General features: G+C 66.5%; 18 protein-coding genes. 6 read left to right on the top strand and 12 right to left on the bottom strand.

Annotated features, from left to right (window positions below; all coding sequences use genetic code 11):
- The first annotated feature begins 3 nt into the window (after positions 1-3).
- Positions 4-426, top strand: coding sequence for a DUF1304 domain-containing protein (locus BKA04_RS07230; RefSeq protein WP_198413303.1), 423 nt, complete (start codon positions 4-6; stop codon positions 424-426).
- Here BKA04_RS07230 and BKA04_RS07225 read toward each other — a convergent pair.
- The 7 genes from BKA04_RS07225 to BKA04_RS07195 all read right to left on the bottom strand — a co-directional run bounded on the left by BKA04_RS07225 (position 419) and on the right by BKA04_RS07195 (position 7349).
- Complete coding sequence (locus tag BKA04_RS07225) at positions 419-1183, bottom strand: uroporphyrinogen-III synthase (protein ID WP_104095811.1); 765 nt, start codon at positions 1181-1183, stop codon at positions 419-421. The genes BKA04_RS07230 and BKA04_RS07225 overlap by 8 nt on opposite strands.
- Before the next feature lie 80 nt (positions 1184-1263).
- Entirely contained in the window at positions 1264-1485 is a 222-nt protein-coding gene (locus BKA04_RS07220) for a DUF3618 domain-containing protein (protein ID WP_104095810.1), read from the bottom strand.
- Positions 1482-1898, bottom strand: a complete 417-nt coding sequence (locus BKA04_RS07215; protein WP_104095809.1) for a phage holin family protein — start codon at positions 1896-1898, stop codon at positions 1482-1484. The genes BKA04_RS07220 and BKA04_RS07215 overlap by 4 nt, the downstream gene beginning before the upstream one ends.
- An 18-nt stretch (positions 1899-1916) precedes the next feature.
- Positions 1917-2240 (bottom strand): hypothetical protein, encoded by a 324-nt coding sequence (locus BKA04_RS07210; RefSeq protein WP_104096682.1) that lies wholly within the window; start codon positions 2238-2240, stop codon positions 1917-1919.
- A 179-nt stretch (positions 2241-2419) separates the two neighbouring features.
- A complete protein-coding gene (locus BKA04_RS07205) occupies positions 2420-4162 on the bottom strand; it encodes a hypothetical protein (protein ID WP_134542259.1) in 1743 nt (580 codons plus the stop codon).
- 329 nt (positions 4163-4491) lie between these two features.
- Positions 4492-5376, bottom strand: a complete 885-nt coding sequence (locus tag BKA04_RS07200; RefSeq protein WP_408646464.1) for a serine hydrolase — start codon at positions 5374-5376, stop codon at positions 4492-4494.
- Positions 5377-5393: 17 nt separating this feature from the next.
- On the bottom strand, positions 5394-7349 hold the full coding sequence (locus BKA04_RS07195; protein WP_104095806.1) for a M13 family metallopeptidase: 1956 nt from the start codon (positions 7347-7349) through the stop codon (positions 5394-5396).
- Between the two features lie 81 nt (positions 7350-7430).
- Here BKA04_RS07195 and BKA04_RS07190 point away from each other — a divergent pair, with 81 nt between their 5' ends.
- Positions 7431-8657 carry an MFS transporter gene (locus BKA04_RS07190; protein ID WP_104095805.1) on the top strand — a complete coding sequence of 409 codons (1227 nt, stop codon included), beginning with the start codon at positions 7431-7433 and terminating at the stop codon, positions 8655-8657.
- Here BKA04_RS07190 and BKA04_RS07185 read toward each other — a convergent pair.
- Positions 8654-8860, bottom strand: a complete 207-nt coding sequence (locus BKA04_RS07185) for a dodecin family protein (protein WP_104095804.1) — start codon at positions 8858-8860, stop codon at positions 8654-8656. The genes BKA04_RS07190 and BKA04_RS07185 overlap by 4 nt on opposite strands.
- 80 nt (positions 8861-8940) lie before the next feature.
- Between BKA04_RS07185 and nucS the strand changes: the two genes are divergently transcribed.
- Together nucS and BKA04_RS07175 are read left to right on the top strand one after the other, a co-directional pair.
- Positions 8941-9636, top strand: a complete 696-nt coding sequence (gene nucS / locus BKA04_RS07180) for an endonuclease NucS (protein WP_104095803.1) — start codon at positions 8941-8943, stop codon at positions 9634-9636.
- A 22-nt stretch (positions 9637-9658) separates the two neighbouring features.
- Entirely contained in the window at positions 9659-10330 is a 672-nt protein-coding gene (locus tag BKA04_RS07175; RefSeq protein WP_104095802.1) for an HAD hydrolase-like protein, read from the top strand.
- Positions 10331-10383: 53 nt separating this feature from the next.
- On the opposite strand, the gene BKA04_RS07170 is transcribed toward BKA04_RS07175, so the two are convergent.
- The gene (locus tag BKA04_RS07170; protein WP_104095801.1) at positions 10384-10596 is read right to left on the bottom strand and encodes a hypothetical protein; all 213 of its coding nucleotides are present in this window, start codon (positions 10594-10596) and stop codon (positions 10384-10386) included.
- Between the two features lie 73 nt (positions 10597-10669).
- On the opposite strand from BKA04_RS07170, the gene BKA04_RS07165 reads away from it, so the two are divergent.
- Together BKA04_RS07165 and BKA04_RS07160 are read left to right on the top strand one after the other, a co-directional pair.
- Positions 10670-11110, top strand: coding sequence for a MarR family winged helix-turn-helix transcriptional regulator (locus BKA04_RS07165; RefSeq protein ID WP_104095800.1), 441 nt, complete (start codon positions 10670-10672; stop codon positions 11108-11110).
- A 28-nt stretch (positions 11111-11138) separates the two neighbouring features.
- Positions 11139-12044 carry a bile acid:sodium symporter family protein gene (locus BKA04_RS07160; protein WP_104095799.1) on the top strand — a complete coding sequence of 302 codons (906 nt, stop codon included), beginning with the start codon at positions 11139-11141 and terminating at the stop codon, positions 12042-12044.
- A gap of 33 nt (positions 12045-12077) precedes the next feature.
- Here BKA04_RS07160 and hemL read toward each other — a convergent pair whose 3' ends face one another.
- From hemL to BKA04_RS07145, 3 genes are read right to left on the bottom strand one after another with little or no spacing between them, the layout of a single operon-like run.
- Entirely contained in the window at positions 12078-13418 is a 1341-nt protein-coding gene (hemL, locus tag BKA04_RS07155; protein ID WP_104095798.1) for a glutamate-1-semialdehyde 2,1-aminomutase, read from the bottom strand.
- Positions 13415-14389, bottom strand: coding sequence for a porphobilinogen synthase (hemB, locus tag BKA04_RS07150; RefSeq protein ID WP_104095797.1), 975 nt, complete (start codon positions 14387-14389; stop codon positions 13415-13417). The genes hemL and hemB overlap by 4 nt, the downstream gene beginning before the upstream one ends.
- Positions 14386-15132, bottom strand: a complete 747-nt coding sequence (locus BKA04_RS07145; protein ID WP_232841993.1) for a uroporphyrinogen-III synthase — start codon at positions 15130-15132, stop codon at positions 14386-14388. The genes hemB and BKA04_RS07145 overlap by 4 nt, the downstream gene beginning before the upstream one ends.
- Positions 15133-15135: the final 3 nt, after the last annotated feature.

The raw sequence follows: 15135 nt of genomic DNA, 5'->3' as shown, positions 1-15135 counted from the left end.
CTCATGATCACAACACTGCAGGTTCTCGCCGTCGTCCTCGCCGTCATCGCCGCCGTGATCCACATCGCGATCTTCGCCCTGGAGAGCGTGCTCTGGGCGAAGCCGGCCATCTGGCGACGGTTCGGCCTGAAGTCGCAGGCCGACGCGGATGTCGTGGAGCCGATGGCCTTCAACCAGGGCTTCTACAACCTGTTCCTCGCGCTCGCGACTGTGCTCGGCCTCCTCCTGCTGGGCTGGGGCAACCCGGTGGCAGGCAAGTGGGTCGTACTCGTGGCACTGTCATCCATGGTGCTCGCAAGCATCGTCCTCCTCATCACGGAGCGACGGATGTGGCGCGCAGCACTCATCCAGGGCGTCGCCCCCCTGCTCGGCATCGCGTTCCTGCTCGGGGCGGTCGCGGCCCACGCACCCATGACGGTTATCTGACGACACCCTCGATGAGCGCCGCGACGAGCGCGTCAGCGGTGCGGGACTCCGCGATGACATCCACCCGGATACCCGCCGCTCTCGCATCGAACGCCGTCCGCGGGCCGATCGCAGCGACCACGGTCTCCTCCGGGAGGGGCGCCAGCTGTGTCTGAATCTGTCGGGCGACACTGCCCGACGTGATGAGCACCCCCTGGATCGCTCCGGATGCGACGTCGTCCGCGACGTCCCTCGGCACGGCCACGCCGACGGTTCGGTACGCCGTGACGAACTCGACCGCGATCCCGAGTTCGATCAGTCCCGTCACGAGCACATCATCCGAGTCTTCGGATTGCGGGACGAGGACCCTCTCTTTCGGCGGGGCGGATCGCCACTCCTTGACCAGCCCCCGGGACGAGTTGTCTTTCGCCGGTGCGAGGTCGACTCGGTACCCTGCGAGCACCAGAGCGGAGGTCGTCGATTCGCCCACGGCAGCGATCTTCGTGTGCTCCGGCACCCGAACGGCGTGACCGACGAGGACATCCACCGTCGTCGAACTCGTGACGACGAGCCATTCGAATTCGCCGTCGGACAGTCGTGTGAAGGAGTGCGCGAGTTCCTCGGAGTTCTCGGTCGCCGCGAAGTTGGTCATCGGCGCGATGACGGGCACTGCGCCTTTCTGGCGAAGCGTCGCGGCGACACTGTTTCCCCACTCGCCACCCCGCGGAACCAGAACACGCCACCCCGCGAGGGGTTTGTGGTTGAGCCGTGTGATCATGCAGTGCTCGGGTGGCGGGAACTCATGCCCTCTATCCTGCCCCCGCGGGGCGCAGGCGCCAAAAGCGCGGCGCTATCGGGTCAGTCGTCGCCGAATATCGCCCAGGCGACGATTCCTCCGACGACGATGACGGCCGCCGTCGCGCCGATGATCCACGGCACCGGATTACGCTCCCAGGAGTCGCGGGCCCGTTCGCCGAGAAGACCGACCTGCTTCGGAACGTTCAACTTGTCCTCGATCGCGTCGAGGGTCTCCTCGAGCTCCGCGCGCGCTGACGCGGTCCGAGCGCTGCTTGTCGTCATGGTCTACTCCGCTTCGTGGTGCCCTTGATGGCACGGATGTCGCTGCGGACGCTCGCGATGGTCTCCGTCGGCTCCGGGCTCGTCTTCTTCAGTTGAGCGACTCCCAGGAGGACGAAGATCGTGACGGCCACGAGGAGGACCGCTGCGACGATGAGTGCGGCGAGCCACGCCGGCAGGACGACGGCAAGACCGAGGATGGCCGCCGCCGTGAGGACTCCCACGGCGAAGAAGGCGAACACACCGGCCGCCGCGAGGAAGCCTATGCCTATTCCCGCATGTTTAGCCTTGCGGATCAACTCGGTCTTGAGTTGTTCGAGTTCGCTCTTCACCAGTTCGATCAGCAACCCGGGAAGGCTGGCGACCAGACTGATGAGCGAGCGTTTCTGAGCGCGCGTGCTGTTCTGGTCTGTCACAATTATACTCCGCTTCGGCTACTTCTTCGCCGACGTCGAGGAGCTCCTGGTCGTCGACGACGACTTCCCGTTCGCAGAACGCGCCTTCGCGGTCGAACCCTTTGATGAGCCCGAAGACGACCGCGTGACGACCTTCTTCGCGGTCTCACCGAGGAAGTCGACGACATCCGGTGCCTTGTCCTTCGCGAACTCCTCGACATTCTGCACCTGGTGCTGCACGCGCGGATCGTTCCAGAATCTGCTGACCGAACGCTTGATCTCGTTGTAGCGCTCGCGTCCGGCGCGCGCGCCGAGCACGTAACCGATGCCGATTCCGACCAGCAGTACGAGCTTGCCTCGCATCATCACTCCGTTCGATTCGGTGACCCGGGTATCCGGCGACCACCACTTAGCGTAGCGCCGGTCTCCGGGCCTCTGATCAGGTGGCTTTCAGGATCGTCGGTCCGGACATAAAGATTCAGGTGCCCCACCTCCCCACCCGAAGCGGGAGAGCGGGACACCTGAACTCTATGGCGCCGGTATTACCGTGCTGTCTTACGGAGCCTCCGCTCGAAAGCGATGATGGTTCCACCGAGCAGCAGGAATCCGCCGGCGAGCAGCAACCCGATGGGGGCGCTGTCGGACCCGGTGAATGCCAGCGTGGGCAGGCAGTCCGCCGGAGTGGTGAAGTCGAACGTCCAGGAAGTCTGGGCGTCCTGTTCCCAACCGTAATCCGGACCAGTCGTCTGCGCCTGGATGTTCACCGTCGTAGCACTCGTGACGTGGTACGTCCCCGGAGCCGTCGGTGTCGACGAACCGTTGACGAACCACAGAACACCCTCAGTGGCCGCCAGCGTGTAGCTGCCGCCCGCACTGCAGGTGATGTTCTTGAACGTCGCCGTCGTCGAGATCAACGGGTGCGTGATCAGGTCGCAGTTTTCGGCCGACCCGATCGTGAGGGTCCACGACGAAGCCTTCGAGGAATCCAACGTGAATCCCGGCTTCGCCGTCGCCGTCACCGTGTAAGTACCCGGAGGCAGGTTGTTGATCTCCTGAGTCGCCGTGTAGTTGTACGTGCCGCCCACGATCTGGTAGCTGATCTCGTTGCCGAGGTTGCCGCCCAGATCGACCCAGATGTAACCGCTGACGGGAATACCATCACCCGTCACGGAGCAGCTCTGATCAGTCGGATCCGGAACCACGAAATTGTCGACGACACAATCCGCATTGGTGAACGTGTGCGACCAGGGGCCGGTGTAGGCACCATCCGCGAACACGTATCCCACCTGGGGAGCCGCCGTCACCGTCACCGTGCCGACACCGTTGACGCGAGAATCGACGACCGTGTAGTCGATTTCAGCGGTGTCCGTCGGGGCGGAGTAGGAATCGTTGGCCGTACCGCACGCATCCGTGAAGGTGGCGAGCGGGACCGTCACCACTTCGATGGGGCACACCTCGTCGGTGAACGTGTGCGACCAGGGGCCGGTGTAGGCGCCATCCGCGAACACGTAACCCGACTGGGGAGCCGCCGTCACCGTCACCGTGCCGACACCATCGACCCGGGAATCCACGACCGAGTAGTGGATCCCGTCCGTGTCCGCCGGGGCGGAGTAGGAGTCGTTGGCCGTGCCGCACATGTCAGTGAACGTCGCAACCGGGACCGTCGTGACCTCGGTGGGACACACCTCGTCGGTGAACGTGTGCGACCACGGACCCGTGTACGCACCATCCGCGAAGGTGTAACCCGACTGGGGAGCCGCCGTCACCGTCACCGTGCCGACACCATTGACCCGGTTATCCGTGGTCGAGTAATCGATCGACGCCGTGTCCGCCGGGGCGGAGTAGGAATCGTTGGCGATACCACACACATCCGTGAACGTCGCGGCCGGAACCGTCGTCACGGGCGGAGGAGTCGTGTTGATACACACGATCCAGTGGGAAATGGTCGGGGGCTGGCCACCGTTGTTCAGTGGTGGGTAGTAGGCCACGCCGGACTCCGGAGGTGCGATGACTGTGTCGCCGCTCCCGCCGTTCACGATCAGGGCGACCCAGGTGCTGGACCCGGAAAGCGTGACCGCCTTCTGGTCATTGGTCACCGCGCCGTAAGGGCTGCTGTCGTCCAGGTTGAACTTGTAGCAGGTGGATCCGGGGTACTGGTTCTGCCAATAGGTGACCTCGTTCGAGTTGCTGTCGTTGTCCGCATTGGCGGGCGACGCTCCCAGGGAGACGAAGCCGGCCACCAGGAGCATTGCGCTCCCGATCGCCAGTAATTTCTTGGATTTCATGTGGGGGTTACTCCTTCATAAATGACAACAAGCTGTTGAGCTTTCGGGTGTTGTTGCATCATCAAGCGAGCGCGCCGAAGCACAACGACGATGACTCGGATGCCATTCAGAAGACATCAGATCGAGGGTAAGTCAGGGAGCGTCGGGCTCAGTGATGCGGCCGGGGGGACGGCCGGGATCGGTGTCGGGCAATCACCTTCTTCACCGCACCCGTCGGGGGTTTAGTTCAACGATTCGGGTTCGCAGAACTCGGGTGCAGATTGCACAGTACCATCAACCGATATACAGAGCCAAGTCCTTTTGGGGATGAATTTCGATCCGGTCGGAAATCAGTGCACGTACTCGAGCAGGTCGAACCCGACCGTACGCATGGCCTCGAGCGATCGGAGCCTGCGGGCCATGGAGTCGTCCCGGAACTGTACGGTGACCGCATAGGAGACCACGGCACGCGGACCTCTCAGGATGCCGACCTCGCTGCGCACGCCGACATCCGACCCCGTCTTGTTCACGAGCTGGATGCCGTGATCCACCGCTCGATGTGCGAGCGGATCGAGGCCGAACGCGCTGGCCACCATGGAGAGGTCAGTGTTGAGTGAGAGCCATCCCATGACGCGCCGGCTCGTCACCTCATCGACGACCTGTCCGCGGTAGAGCGCCCCGAACAGCCACGCGAGTTCGGCCGTCGATCCGACCGAGAGTTGGGGGGCGTCATCCGGCCCCCTGGTCTCCCGTACGAGATCGAGGAGTGCTGTGCGCGCCAGACCGAGGGACTCCGTCCGCGCACGCACGGCGTCGAGTCCGACCTGCCGCAGCAGGACATTCGTCGCGAGATTGTCGCTCGTCGCCCCGACCAGGGCGCCGAGATCCGCGACGGGCAGTGACGGCGCCTGGAGGTGTTGCCAGATCCCGGAGTCGGCGGCGCCATCGCGCAGGGACTTGTCGAGTATCCCGTAGCCGGAGAACTCCCGCGCGGTCAGGCGGGCGGACACCTCGATGAGCAGGAGCACCTTGCCGACGCTCGCCGTCGGCAGGACGATGCGGTCATCGATCGCGCACAGCACGAGGCCACTCGTGAGATCCACGACGTTCGCCGACACGTGAGCTCCGTCGTAACCCAGCAATCCGAGCGCAGTGAATGAGCTCGAGAAGTTCTCCGCTCCTCCAGCTCCGCGGTGCCGGGGCTCGCGTCGTTCGCGAACCCGGTCGCGGCGAATCACATTCCGGGTGGGTGCTACCAAATGGTCACGCGTTCTTCAGGGGCGAGCCACAGCTCGTCAGAATCCGACACATTAAAGGTCTCATAGAAATCATCGAGATTACGAACGATCTGATTGCAACGGAACTCGTTCGGTGAGTGGGGATCGATCGCGAGCAGCCGGATGACCTCCTCGTCCCGCGCCTTCAGCTGCCAGGCCTGCGCCCACGACAGGAAGAAGCGCTCAGCGCCGGTCATACCGTCGATGACGGGCGGCTCTTCTCCGGCGAGTGAGATCAGATAGGCCTTCCATGCGATCCCGAGCCCACCGAGGTCGCCGATGTTCTCGCCGATCGTGAGGGCTCCGTTCACGTGGTGCTCGGGAACCTGCCGCGGTGCGAGAGCGTCGTACTGGGCGATGAGTGCACCCGTGAGCTTCTCGAAGGCGGCGCGATCCTCAGCGGTCCACCAATCGGTCAGACGCCCGTCACCGTCGTACTTCGAGCCCTGGTCGTCGAATCCGTGGCCGATCTCGTGGCCGATGACCGCGCCGATCGCACCGTAGTTGGCTGCCGCATCCCGCGTCTCGTCGAAGAAGGGGAACTGCAGGATGGCGGCGGGGAACACGATCTCGTTGAAGCCGGGGTTGTAGTACGCGTTGATCGTCTGCGGCGTCATGAACCATTCGTCGCGATCGAGTGGCTTGCCGATCTTGCCGAGCTCGCGCTGGAACTCGAACTCGCTCGCAGCGCGGAGGTTGCCGATGAGGTCGTCAGCGCTCGTTTCGAGCTTCGAGTAGTCGCGCCACTTCACCGGGTAACCGATCTTCGGGGTGAACTTGGCGAGCTTCTCGAGGGCCCTGCCCTGCGTGACGGTCGTCATCCAGGCCAGCCCGGTGATGCTCTGCCGATAGGCCTCGATGAGGTTCGCGACGAGGACATCCATCGCGGTCTTGGCCGCGGGAGGGAAGTGGCGGTCGACATAGGTGCGGCCGACGGCCTCGCCCATCATTCCCTCCACGAAGGAGACCCCTCGCTTCCAGCGAGCGCGTAACTCCGGTGTGCCGGTGAGCGTCTTCCCGTAGAACTCGAAGTTCGCGGTCACGAATGCACTCGACAGGTATGCCGCGGACGAACGGATGACCTGCCACCGCATCCAGTCCTTCCAGTCCTCAACGCGGTCATCGACGAGCAGCGCCGCGAGGCCCTCCAGGAAACTCGGCTGACGGAGAACGACCTCATCGAAGGAGCTCTTCGGCGGATCGAGCTCGGCGAGCCAGCCCGTCAGGTCAGGGCCGCCGACCTCGGACCAGGATCGGAGGTTGTAGGTCTTCTCGCTGTCACGACTGGCGACATTGTCCCAGTGGTGGGTCGCGATGTCGGACTCGAGGGCGAACACCCGGCGGGCGCACTCCTTCGGGTCGTCGACGCCCGCAAGCGCGAACATCGTCTCGAGGAAGGGAAGGTATGCGCGGCGGACCTCCGCGAACTTCTCTTCGCGGTAATAGGACTCGTCGGGCAGCCCGAGACCACCCTGCTCGATGAAGACGAGATAGCGCTCCGGATTGCCGGGGTCGTTGTCCACGAAGAGCTGTGCGAATCCGGTGATGCCGGTGCGCTCGAGGCGTCCGAGCCCACGCAGTACGCCCTCGATCGAATCGATCCCGTCGACCTCGGCGAGCATCGCCTCGAGCGGGGTGCCGCCAAGCTCCTCGGCGCGCTCCTCGTCCATGAAGCTCGCGAACAGGTCGCCGAACTTGCGCTCCTCCGTCCCGGGCTCGGCGTCCTGCGCCTCGACGATGATGTCCCGAACCGCCTTCTCCGCCTCTTCGGCGAGAAGGTAGAAGGAGCCGTACCGTGCCTTGTCGGCGGGAATCTCGGTCCGGTCGATCCACTTGCCGTTCACGTGGCGGAAGAGGTCATCCTGCGGCCGGATGGCCGGATCGAGTTCGTCGGTGTGGATTCCAGAGCTGAGGGGGATCGAATCGGTCATCCTCTCAGCCTAGAAGCAAACGCCGTGCGGTGGACATCGCGTGCCGGGTGCCCATGCTCCAGCGGAATAGGCTGGATCGTCATGCCGAACACTCCCACGACCTATCCGGCCGGCCTCAGTCGACGCGAGGTCGTCGCGTGGCGAAACGGCATCTTCACCATCTTCGCGCTGTGCGGCATCGGCATCGCCAGCTGGATGGCCAGGACACCGGCGGTCAAGGCCGCCCTCGACGTGTCGACGGCCGAGATGGGCATCCTGATCTTCGCGATCGCGATCGGTTCGATCCTGGGCCTTCTGCTGTCGAGTCACCTGCTCGCCCGCTTCGGAGCGATCGCCGTCATGTCGGCGTGCTTCGTGGTCGCGCCGGTCGGGCTCGTCGTCGCCGGGCTCGCCGTGACGCTCGGACAGCTCTATTGGGTGGCGTTCGCCGGTCTCGCCATCTTCGGGGTCGGGATGGCCACCTGCGACGTCGCCATGAACCTGTCGGGCGCCGTGAACGAGCGCATCCTCGGCCGCACGATCATGCCGGTGTTCCACGCCTTCTTCAGCTTCGGCACGATGATCGGGGCCGGCCTCGGAGCCCTCGCCGAACTGCTGCACGTCTCCATCGCGCTGCAGGCGGGGATCGTGTCGGCGGTCATGTTCGCTGTCGGCCTCCTGGCGGTTCGGATGACGCAGTCCGAGACGGTCCTGCACGTGCCGGACGAGACCGATGCCGCCGCCCCGGACGGCTGGCGGTCGCGACTGGCGATCTGGAAGGATCCGCGCACCCTCCTCATCGGACTCATCGTTCTGGGCATGGCGTTCGCGGAAGGTTCAGCCAACGACTGGCTGTCCCTCGCCGCGGTGGAGGGCCATGGGGTCGACCGGCCGACCGGCGCCGTCGTGTTCGGGATCTTCGTGACCGCGATGACTCTGGGGCGGCTCACCGGCCCTCGCGTTCTGGATCGCTACGGTCGGGTTCCCGTGCTCCGGGCATCCGCGGTTCTCGCCGCGCTCGGACTTCTCATCTTCATCTTCGTGCCGGTGCTCTGGATCGCGATAGTCGGCGTCGTGCTGTGGGGTCTCGGCTCTGCGCTCGGCTTCCCGACCGGGATGTCGGCGGCCGCGGACGACCCGCGCACGGCGGCGGCCAGAGTGAGCGCCGTCGCCACGATCGGCTACTGCGCCTTCCTCGTCGGGCCGCCACTCATCGGCTTCCTCGGCGAGCACTTCGGACTGCTGCACGCGCTTCTGCTCGTGCTCGTGCTCATCGTGGTCGCAGGCGTCGCATCGGGGTCGGCCCGCGACCGTACGAAGACTCTTTAGTCGTCGAGCACGAAGGTCACTTCGAGCACGACGCGCCAGCTGACGACTGCGCCGCCGGAGACCTCGACCTTCTGCTCCTTGACCCACGCTCCGGTCACACCGCGAAGCGTCTTGTTCGCCCTGGCGATGCCGGCGGCGATCGCGTCGTCGAATGATGTGTCGGAACTCACGCTCAAGGTGGTTACCCGCGCAACGGATGCCATGATTCCTCCTCGTAGATGGATCTGATCCTTCGAGTCTGCGCCTTCTGCAGGAGTCTGTCGAGGACGCTACCCTCGAACTCGTGCGCCTCGTGATTGCCCGCTGTTCCGTCGACTACGCCGGTCGGCTGAGCGCGCACCTTCCGCTCGCGACCCGGCTGCTCCTGCTCAAGGGCGACGGCAGCGTGCTCGTGCACTCCGATTCCCTGTCCTACAAGCCGCTCAACTGGATGAGTCCACCGTGCGTCCTCACGGTGCTCGAACCCGACCCCGAGCAGGCGGATGCCGGAGTCGTCGAGCTCTGGAAGGTCAACCAGGTGAAGACGGCCGACCTGCTCGTGATCTCCATCCATGAGATCCTGCACGACAGCTCGCACGAGCTGGGCGTCGATCCGGGCCTGCAGAAGGATGGCGTCGAGGCCGACCTCCAGCGCCTGCTCGCCGAGCAGATCGAATTGCTGGGCGACGGATACCGGCTCGTGCGCCGCGAGTACATGACGGCGATCGGCCCGGTCGACATTCTCGCGAGGGATGCCGACGGCGGCAGCGTGGCCGTCGAGATCAAACGGCGCGGCGACATCGATGGGGTCGAGCAGCTCACCCGCTACCTCGAGCTCATGAACCGCGACCCGCTGCTCGCGCCCGTCGCCGGTGTGTTCGCAGCCCAGGAGGTCAAACCGCAGGCGCGCACCCTCGCGACCGACCGCGGCATCCGGTGCGTCACGCTCGACTACGACGCCATGCGCGGTCTCGACGACTCGCACCTGCGTCTGTTCTGACCGCCGGTAGGCTCGACTCGACATGACTGACCACACGAAGTCGGCACCGTGGACGTGCATCCTGTTCGACCTGGACGGGACGATCGCCGACTCCGCACCCGGCATCACGGCATCCCTCGGGTTCATGTTCGAGAAGCTCGGCCTGCCGGTGCCATCGCAAGAGGAGCTTCGTTCCTGGGTGGGACCGCCGATCCTCGAGTCCTTCCGGGACCGCGCGGGCATGAACCAGGTGGAGTCCGCGCAGGCCCTCGCGATCTATCGGCAGCACTACCTCGCGAACAGCGGGAACGGCAGCCCGATCTACCCTGGCGTCTCAGGGATCCTGCGTGATATCCACTCGGCAGGAATCCCACTGGCCCTCGCCACCTCGAAGCCGGAATTCGCCGCATCGCTCATCCTCGACCACGGCAACATCACGCAGTACTTCCGAGTGATCTCCGGTTCATCGATCGACGAGATCCGCAGCGCCAAGAAGGATGTCATCGCCGAGGCGGTCAACCGCTTCACGATGATCGAGGCGGACCTCAGCAACCCGGTGATGGTCGGCGACCGCTACTACGACGTGGAGGGCGCTGAAGCGAACGGCATCCCCGCGATCTACGTCGAATGGGGTTACGGATCGCCCGAGGAGAGCAAGGACGCGATCGCCTCCGTCGGCACGAGTGCCGAACTGCAGGAGCTGCTGCTGCCCTAGAGCCGGATGCCTCGGGACCGGAGGCGCAGGCCGGATGCCCGGCCCCGGTGAGCTCAGGCGACGAGTTCCCTCGGGCAGTGGAGCAGCGTCGGCCGCCCCTCTCGCTTCGTCATGGTGTGCTCCGCCATGGGCCGGGCGCACAGCGGGCACGCTTTGCCGGATGCCGGCGGTAGCTCCGGCTCGCCGTAGGGGCCGAGCGGTGGCGGCCCGATCCACGGAAACAGCGCCGCGTTCAGGCGATGCGCCCAGTTCGCCTTCGATGCCATCCCAAACTCCTCAGTACACTCATTATTAGGGTACTACAGAAACCTGCTAGGCTGGATCAAGAGGAGGTGGACGATGGCAGTGGCGCAGGACAATCCGCTCGCCCTGGAGTGGCAGGTCTGCTTCAACCTCGCCGCGGCCTCCCGGAGCGTCATCGCGCTCTACCGGCCGGTGCTCGAACCGCTCGGCCTCACCCATCCGCAATACCTCGTCATGCTCGCGCTCTGGGAGAAGAGTCCGCGCACCGTCTCGGAGCTGGGGTCCGAGCTCCTGCTCGAGCCCGCGACGTTGTCCCCCCTGCTCAAGCGACTCGAGCACGCGGGCTACCTCACCCGCGAGCGCAGCCGTAGTGACGAGCGTGCTCTCGCGGTCACCCTCTCCCCGGAAGGAGTGGCTTTGCGCAAGAAGGCCCTTGCGGTGCCCGGCCAGATCGTCGCAAAGCTCGGCCTCCCTCTCGAAGAGCTCGAGCACGCGCGTCACGTGCTGCACCGCCTCATCGAGGCGGCCATCGCCTAGGCCATCGTCAGCCCGGTAGGGTATGGCCATGGGATCAGCGTTGACCACCATCGGATTGCCCGTCGCCCTCGGAATCATCATGTTCGGGCTCGGCCTCACCCTCACACTCGGCGACTTCGCCAGGGTCGGCAAGCATCCGAAGGCGGTCGTCATCGCCCTCATCTGCCAGCTCATCCTGCTGCCCGCGCTGTGCTTCGGCCTCGTGCTCGCCTTCCACCTTCCGCCGGTGCTCGCGGTCGGGATGATGCTGCTCGCGGCCTCCCCGGGAGGCACGACCGCGAACCTCTACAGCCACCTGTTCCGCGGGGACGTCGCCCTCAACATCAGCCTCACCGCGATCAACTCGGTCATCGCCGTCGTGACCCTGCCGATCATCGCCAACATCGCGATCGCGTTCTTCATGCCCGGCGACCCCACCCTCGGCCTGCAGCTCTCCAAGGTGCTCGAGGTCTTCGCGATCGTGCTGCTGCCGGTGGCGCTCGGCATGCTCGTGCGCTGGTGGAAGCCGGGGTTCGCGGATGCCATGGACAAGCCGGTGCGCATCGCATCCGTTGTCATCCTGGTCGTCGTCATCGGCGGCGCGGTCTACTCGAACATCGACATCCTCGTCGCGAACTTCGCCTCGCTCGCACTCATCACCGTGCTGTTCTGCCTGCTGAGCCTGACCATCGGGTACTGGGTTCCGAAGCTCTTCGGCGTGCGTCGCGCGCAGGCGGTCGCGAGCGGCTTCGAGATCGGCATCCACAATGCGACGCTTGCGATCGTCATCGCCCAGACCGTGCTCGGCAGCGTCGAACTGTCGCTGCCGGCCGCGGTGTACGGCGTGCTCATGTTCTTCGTCGCGGCGGCGTTCGGGTTCGTCATCCGTGGCCGCGTCGGCTCCGTTGACTCGGGTCGATCTGCGGGTGTCGGGGCCATCGAAGTCGCAGATTGACCCGAGTCAACGAGGAGGAAGGGGCGGGCGCGATCAGTCGGCGGGGCGTGCCGCGGCGGCGGCCTTCGCGGCAGCCGGCAGCGCCTCGACCATCCGCCCGACCGCATCGCTGTCATGCGCGGCCGTCACGAACCACGCCTCGAACACGGACGGCGGAAGGTTGACGCCCGCGGAGAGCATCGCGTGGAAGAACGGAGGATAGCGGAACGCCTCCTGCCGCTTGACCGCCGTGTAGTCGCGTGGCGGCTCTGCAGCGAAGGCGAACGAGAAGAGCGTGCCGGCCCGCTGAACGACGTGCTCGACGCCCTCGGCAGAGAGGGCGTCCGACACGGCGGCGGAGAGCTCGTTCGCGACCGAGGTCACGCGCTCGTACACCCCGGCATCCGCAGCGCGCAGCGTCGCGATGCCCGCGGCGACCGCGAGCGGATTGCCGCTCAGGGTGCCGGCCTGGTAGACCGGGCCGAGCGGAGCCAGGCGGTCCATGACGTCGGCGCGCCCGCCGAGCGCAGCCAGCGGCATCCCGCCGCCGATGACCTTGCCGAACGCGAACAGGTCGGGCTCCCAGTCCTCCCCGCCAGGGACGGCGCCGGAGGCCTCGAGCCCCCACCACCCGGCCTCCCCGACCCGGAATCCGGTGAGCACCTCGTCGAGAATGAGGAGGGCGCCATGCTCGCGGGCGATCGAGCCGATCGTCCGGTTGAATCCCGGGTCCGGGGCGACGACACCCATGTTGGCCGCGGCCGCCTCGGTGATGATCGCGGCGATGCGATCGCCGTGCTCCGCGAAGGCGGCCCGGACGGCCGCCACGTCGTTGTACGGGAGCACGAGGGTCTGCGCCGCCACGGCCGCCGGCACACCGGCCGAGCCGGGCAGAGACAGCGTCGCGAGCCCGGAGCCGGCCTCGGCCAGCAGCGAGTCCGAATGTCCGTGGTAGTGGCCGGCGAACTTCACGAGCAGGTCGCGCCCGGTGAACCCGCGGGCCAGGCGGATGGCCGTCATCGTCGCCTCGGTGCCGGTCGACACGAGACGGAGCTTTCCGATCGGATGCCGCCCCCCGGCGCTCACCCGCGCCTCCACGAGCTCAGCCAGTTCCGTCTCCCCGGGCGTCGACGCCCCGAACGACAGACCGCGCGCGGCGGCATCCTGAACCGCGCGCACGACCTCGGGATGCGCGTGCCCGAGCAAGGCGGGGCCCCAGGATGCGACCAGGTCGACGTACTCCCTGCCTTCGACATCCGTGAGATATGGGCCAGTGCCGCTCACGAAGAATCGTGGGGTACCACCGACCGAGCCGAACGCGCGCACCGGGGAGTTCACGCCTCCGGGGATCGCGTGCTGCGCCCGTTCGAACTGCTGCTGGTTGGTGGTCGTCATGCGATCGCCTCCGCTGCCTCGACGGCCCAGTAGGTGAGAACGGCCTCGGCACCGGCACGACGGATGCCCACAAGGCTCTCCATGATCGCGCGCTCGCGATCGATCCAGCCGTTCGCCGCCGCGGCCTCCACCATCGCGTACTCCCCGCTCACCTGATATGCCCATACCGGAATGGGACTCTCCGCTGCGACATCGGCGAGAACGTCGAGGTAGCCCATCGCGGGTTTGACCATGATGATGTCGGCTCCTTCGTCGATGTCGAGCCTGGCCTCGTAGACACCCTCACGCCGATTGGCCGGGTCCTGCTGGTAGGTTCGCCGGTCTCCGACGAGTGAGGAGTCGACCGCTTCGCGGAACGGCCCGTAGAACGCCGACGCGTACTTCGCCGCATATCCGAGTATGGCCGTCTGGAAATGCGAGGCGGAGTCGAGTGCCTCCCGCACGGCGGCGACCTGGCCGTCCATCATCCCGGACAGCCCGAGGAGGGCAGAGCCGGCGGCGACCTGCGCGAGAGCCATCTCCTGATAGCGCACGAGGCTCGCATCGTTATCGACTCGACCGTCCGCGTCGAGAACGCCGCAGTGGCCGTGGTCGGTGAACTCGTCGAGGCACAGGTCGGTCTGCACGACCAGCGCAGAGCCGACCTCCGCCACCGCGATCCGCGTCGCGACGTTGAGGATGCCGTTGTCGTCGGTCGCGCCGGAACCGATCGCATCCTTATGCTCCGGAACACCGAACAGCATGACGCCGCCGATGCCGGTGGCGGCGGCCTCGCCCAGCGCGGCACGGAACGAGTCCAGGCTGTGCTGCACGACGCCGGGCATCGATCGGATCGGTACCGGCCGGCTGATGCCCTCCCTCACGAACATGGGCAGGATGAGCTCCGCCGTGTGCAGTCGCGTCTCGGCGACGAGGCGCCGCATCGCGGGGGTCGCCCGCAGTCGGCGTGGTCGCCGATCCGGTCCGGTCATGGTCGTGCCTCCGCTGGTTGGATGATGGAGAGGATCAGGGATTCGACGGTCTGCTGTTCTGCGATCGCACCGACCTCGAGGCCCGCCGCGCTCGCCGCTGCCGCCGTGCGCGGCCCGATGCAGGCGATCATGGTGCCAGGGGAAATCGGCGCGAGTTGCGCCGCGACCTCGTGGGCAACGCTCCCCGATGTCACGAGGATGGCGCGGATGGCGCCGGACTGCACCTCCGCGACGATCTCCGGTGCGACATGCACTCCGATCGTCCGGTAGGCCGCAACCGTGTCGACCCGGTTTCCCGCCGCACGCAGGCCCTCGGCGAGAGTCGGTTCGGCGATGGCGGACTGCGGCAGGAGGATCCGTGATCCGGTCCCGCCCGGCCACTCGGCGACGATGGCGTCCGCCGAGAAGTCGGAGCTCGGCACGAAATCGACCCGGAGCCCTGCCTCTGCGAGCGCCGCCGCCGTCGCGGGTCCGACCGCGGCGATCCTCGTGGTCGCGGGGACCGCCACGCCCTCGAGCAGGCCGGCCGTCGTCGCGCTCGTCACGACGAGCCAGTCGACGTCGCCCGCGGCGAGCCGTCCGAGTCCCGCGGCGAGCTCCGCTGCATCCTCCGTCGGGGCGAAGTCGACGAGAGGGGCGACGACCGGCACCGCGCCGTGCTCAACCAGGCGGGCCGCAACGGCACGGCCCCAGGGGCCGCCGCGCGGCACGAGCACGCGCCATCCGGCTATGGCACTGGTCACGGC

The organism is Terrimesophilobacter mesophilus, assembly GCF_014200375.1.
Taxonomy (GTDB): Bacteria; Actinomycetota; Actinomycetes; order Actinomycetales; family Microbacteriaceae; genus Terrimesophilobacter; species Terrimesophilobacter mesophilus.
This window is presented reverse-complemented; position numbering and strand designations above follow the sequence as displayed.

Excerpts from the sequence above, each read along its gene's own strand:
- BKA04_RS07165 (WP_104095800.1), top strand. The coding sequence starts at position 10,670 with ATGGCAGTGGCGCAGGACAATCCGCTCGCCCTGGAGTGGCAGGTCTGC.
- BKA04_RS07195 (WP_104095806.1), bottom strand. The coding sequence starts at position 7,349 with ATGACCGATTCGATCCCCCTCAGCTCTGGAATCCACACCGACGAACTC.
- BKA04_RS07225 (WP_104095811.1), bottom strand. The coding sequence starts at position 1,183 with ATGATCACACGGCTCAACCACAAACCCCTCGCGGGGTGGCGTGTTCTG.
- BKA04_RS07230 (WP_198413303.1), top strand. The coding sequence starts at position 4 with ATGATCACAACACTGCAGGTTCTCGCCGTCGTCCTCGCCGTCATCGCC.
- BKA04_RS07175 (WP_104095802.1), top strand. The coding sequence starts at position 9,659 with ATGACTGACCACACGAAGTCGGCACCGTGGACGTGCATCCTGTTCGAC.
- hemL (WP_104095798.1), bottom strand. The coding sequence starts at position 13,418 with ATGACGACCACCAACCAGCAGCAGTTCGAACGGGCGCAGCACGCGATC.
- BKA04_RS07170 (WP_104095801.1), bottom strand. The coding sequence starts at position 10,596 with ATGGCATCGAAGGCGAACTGGGCGCATCGCCTGAACGCGGCGCTGTTT.
- BKA04_RS07205 (WP_134542259.1), bottom strand. The coding sequence starts at position 4,162 with ATGAAATCCAAGAAATTACTGGCGATCGGGAGCGCAATGCTCCTGGTG.
- BKA04_RS07210 (WP_104096682.1), bottom strand. The coding sequence starts at position 2,240 with ATGCGAGGCAAGCTCGTACTGCTGGTCGGAATCGGCATCGGTTACGTG.
- BKA04_RS07190 (WP_104095805.1), top strand. The coding sequence starts at position 7,431 with ATGCCGAACACTCCCACGACCTATCCGGCCGGCCTCAGTCGACGCGAG.
- BKA04_RS07220 (WP_104095810.1), bottom strand. The coding sequence starts at position 1,485 with ATGACGACAAGCAGCGCTCGGACCGCGTCAGCGCGCGCGGAGCTCGAG.
- BKA04_RS07185 (WP_104095804.1), bottom strand. The coding sequence starts at position 8,860 with ATGGCATCCGTTGCGCGGGTAACCACCTTGAGCGTGAGTTCCGACACA.
- BKA04_RS07160 (WP_104095799.1), top strand. The coding sequence starts at position 11,139 with ATGGGATCAGCGTTGACCACCATCGGATTGCCCGTCGCCCTCGGAATC.
- hemB (WP_104095797.1), bottom strand. The coding sequence starts at position 14,389 with ATGACCGGACCGGATCGGCGACCACGCCGACTGCGGGCGACCCCCGCG.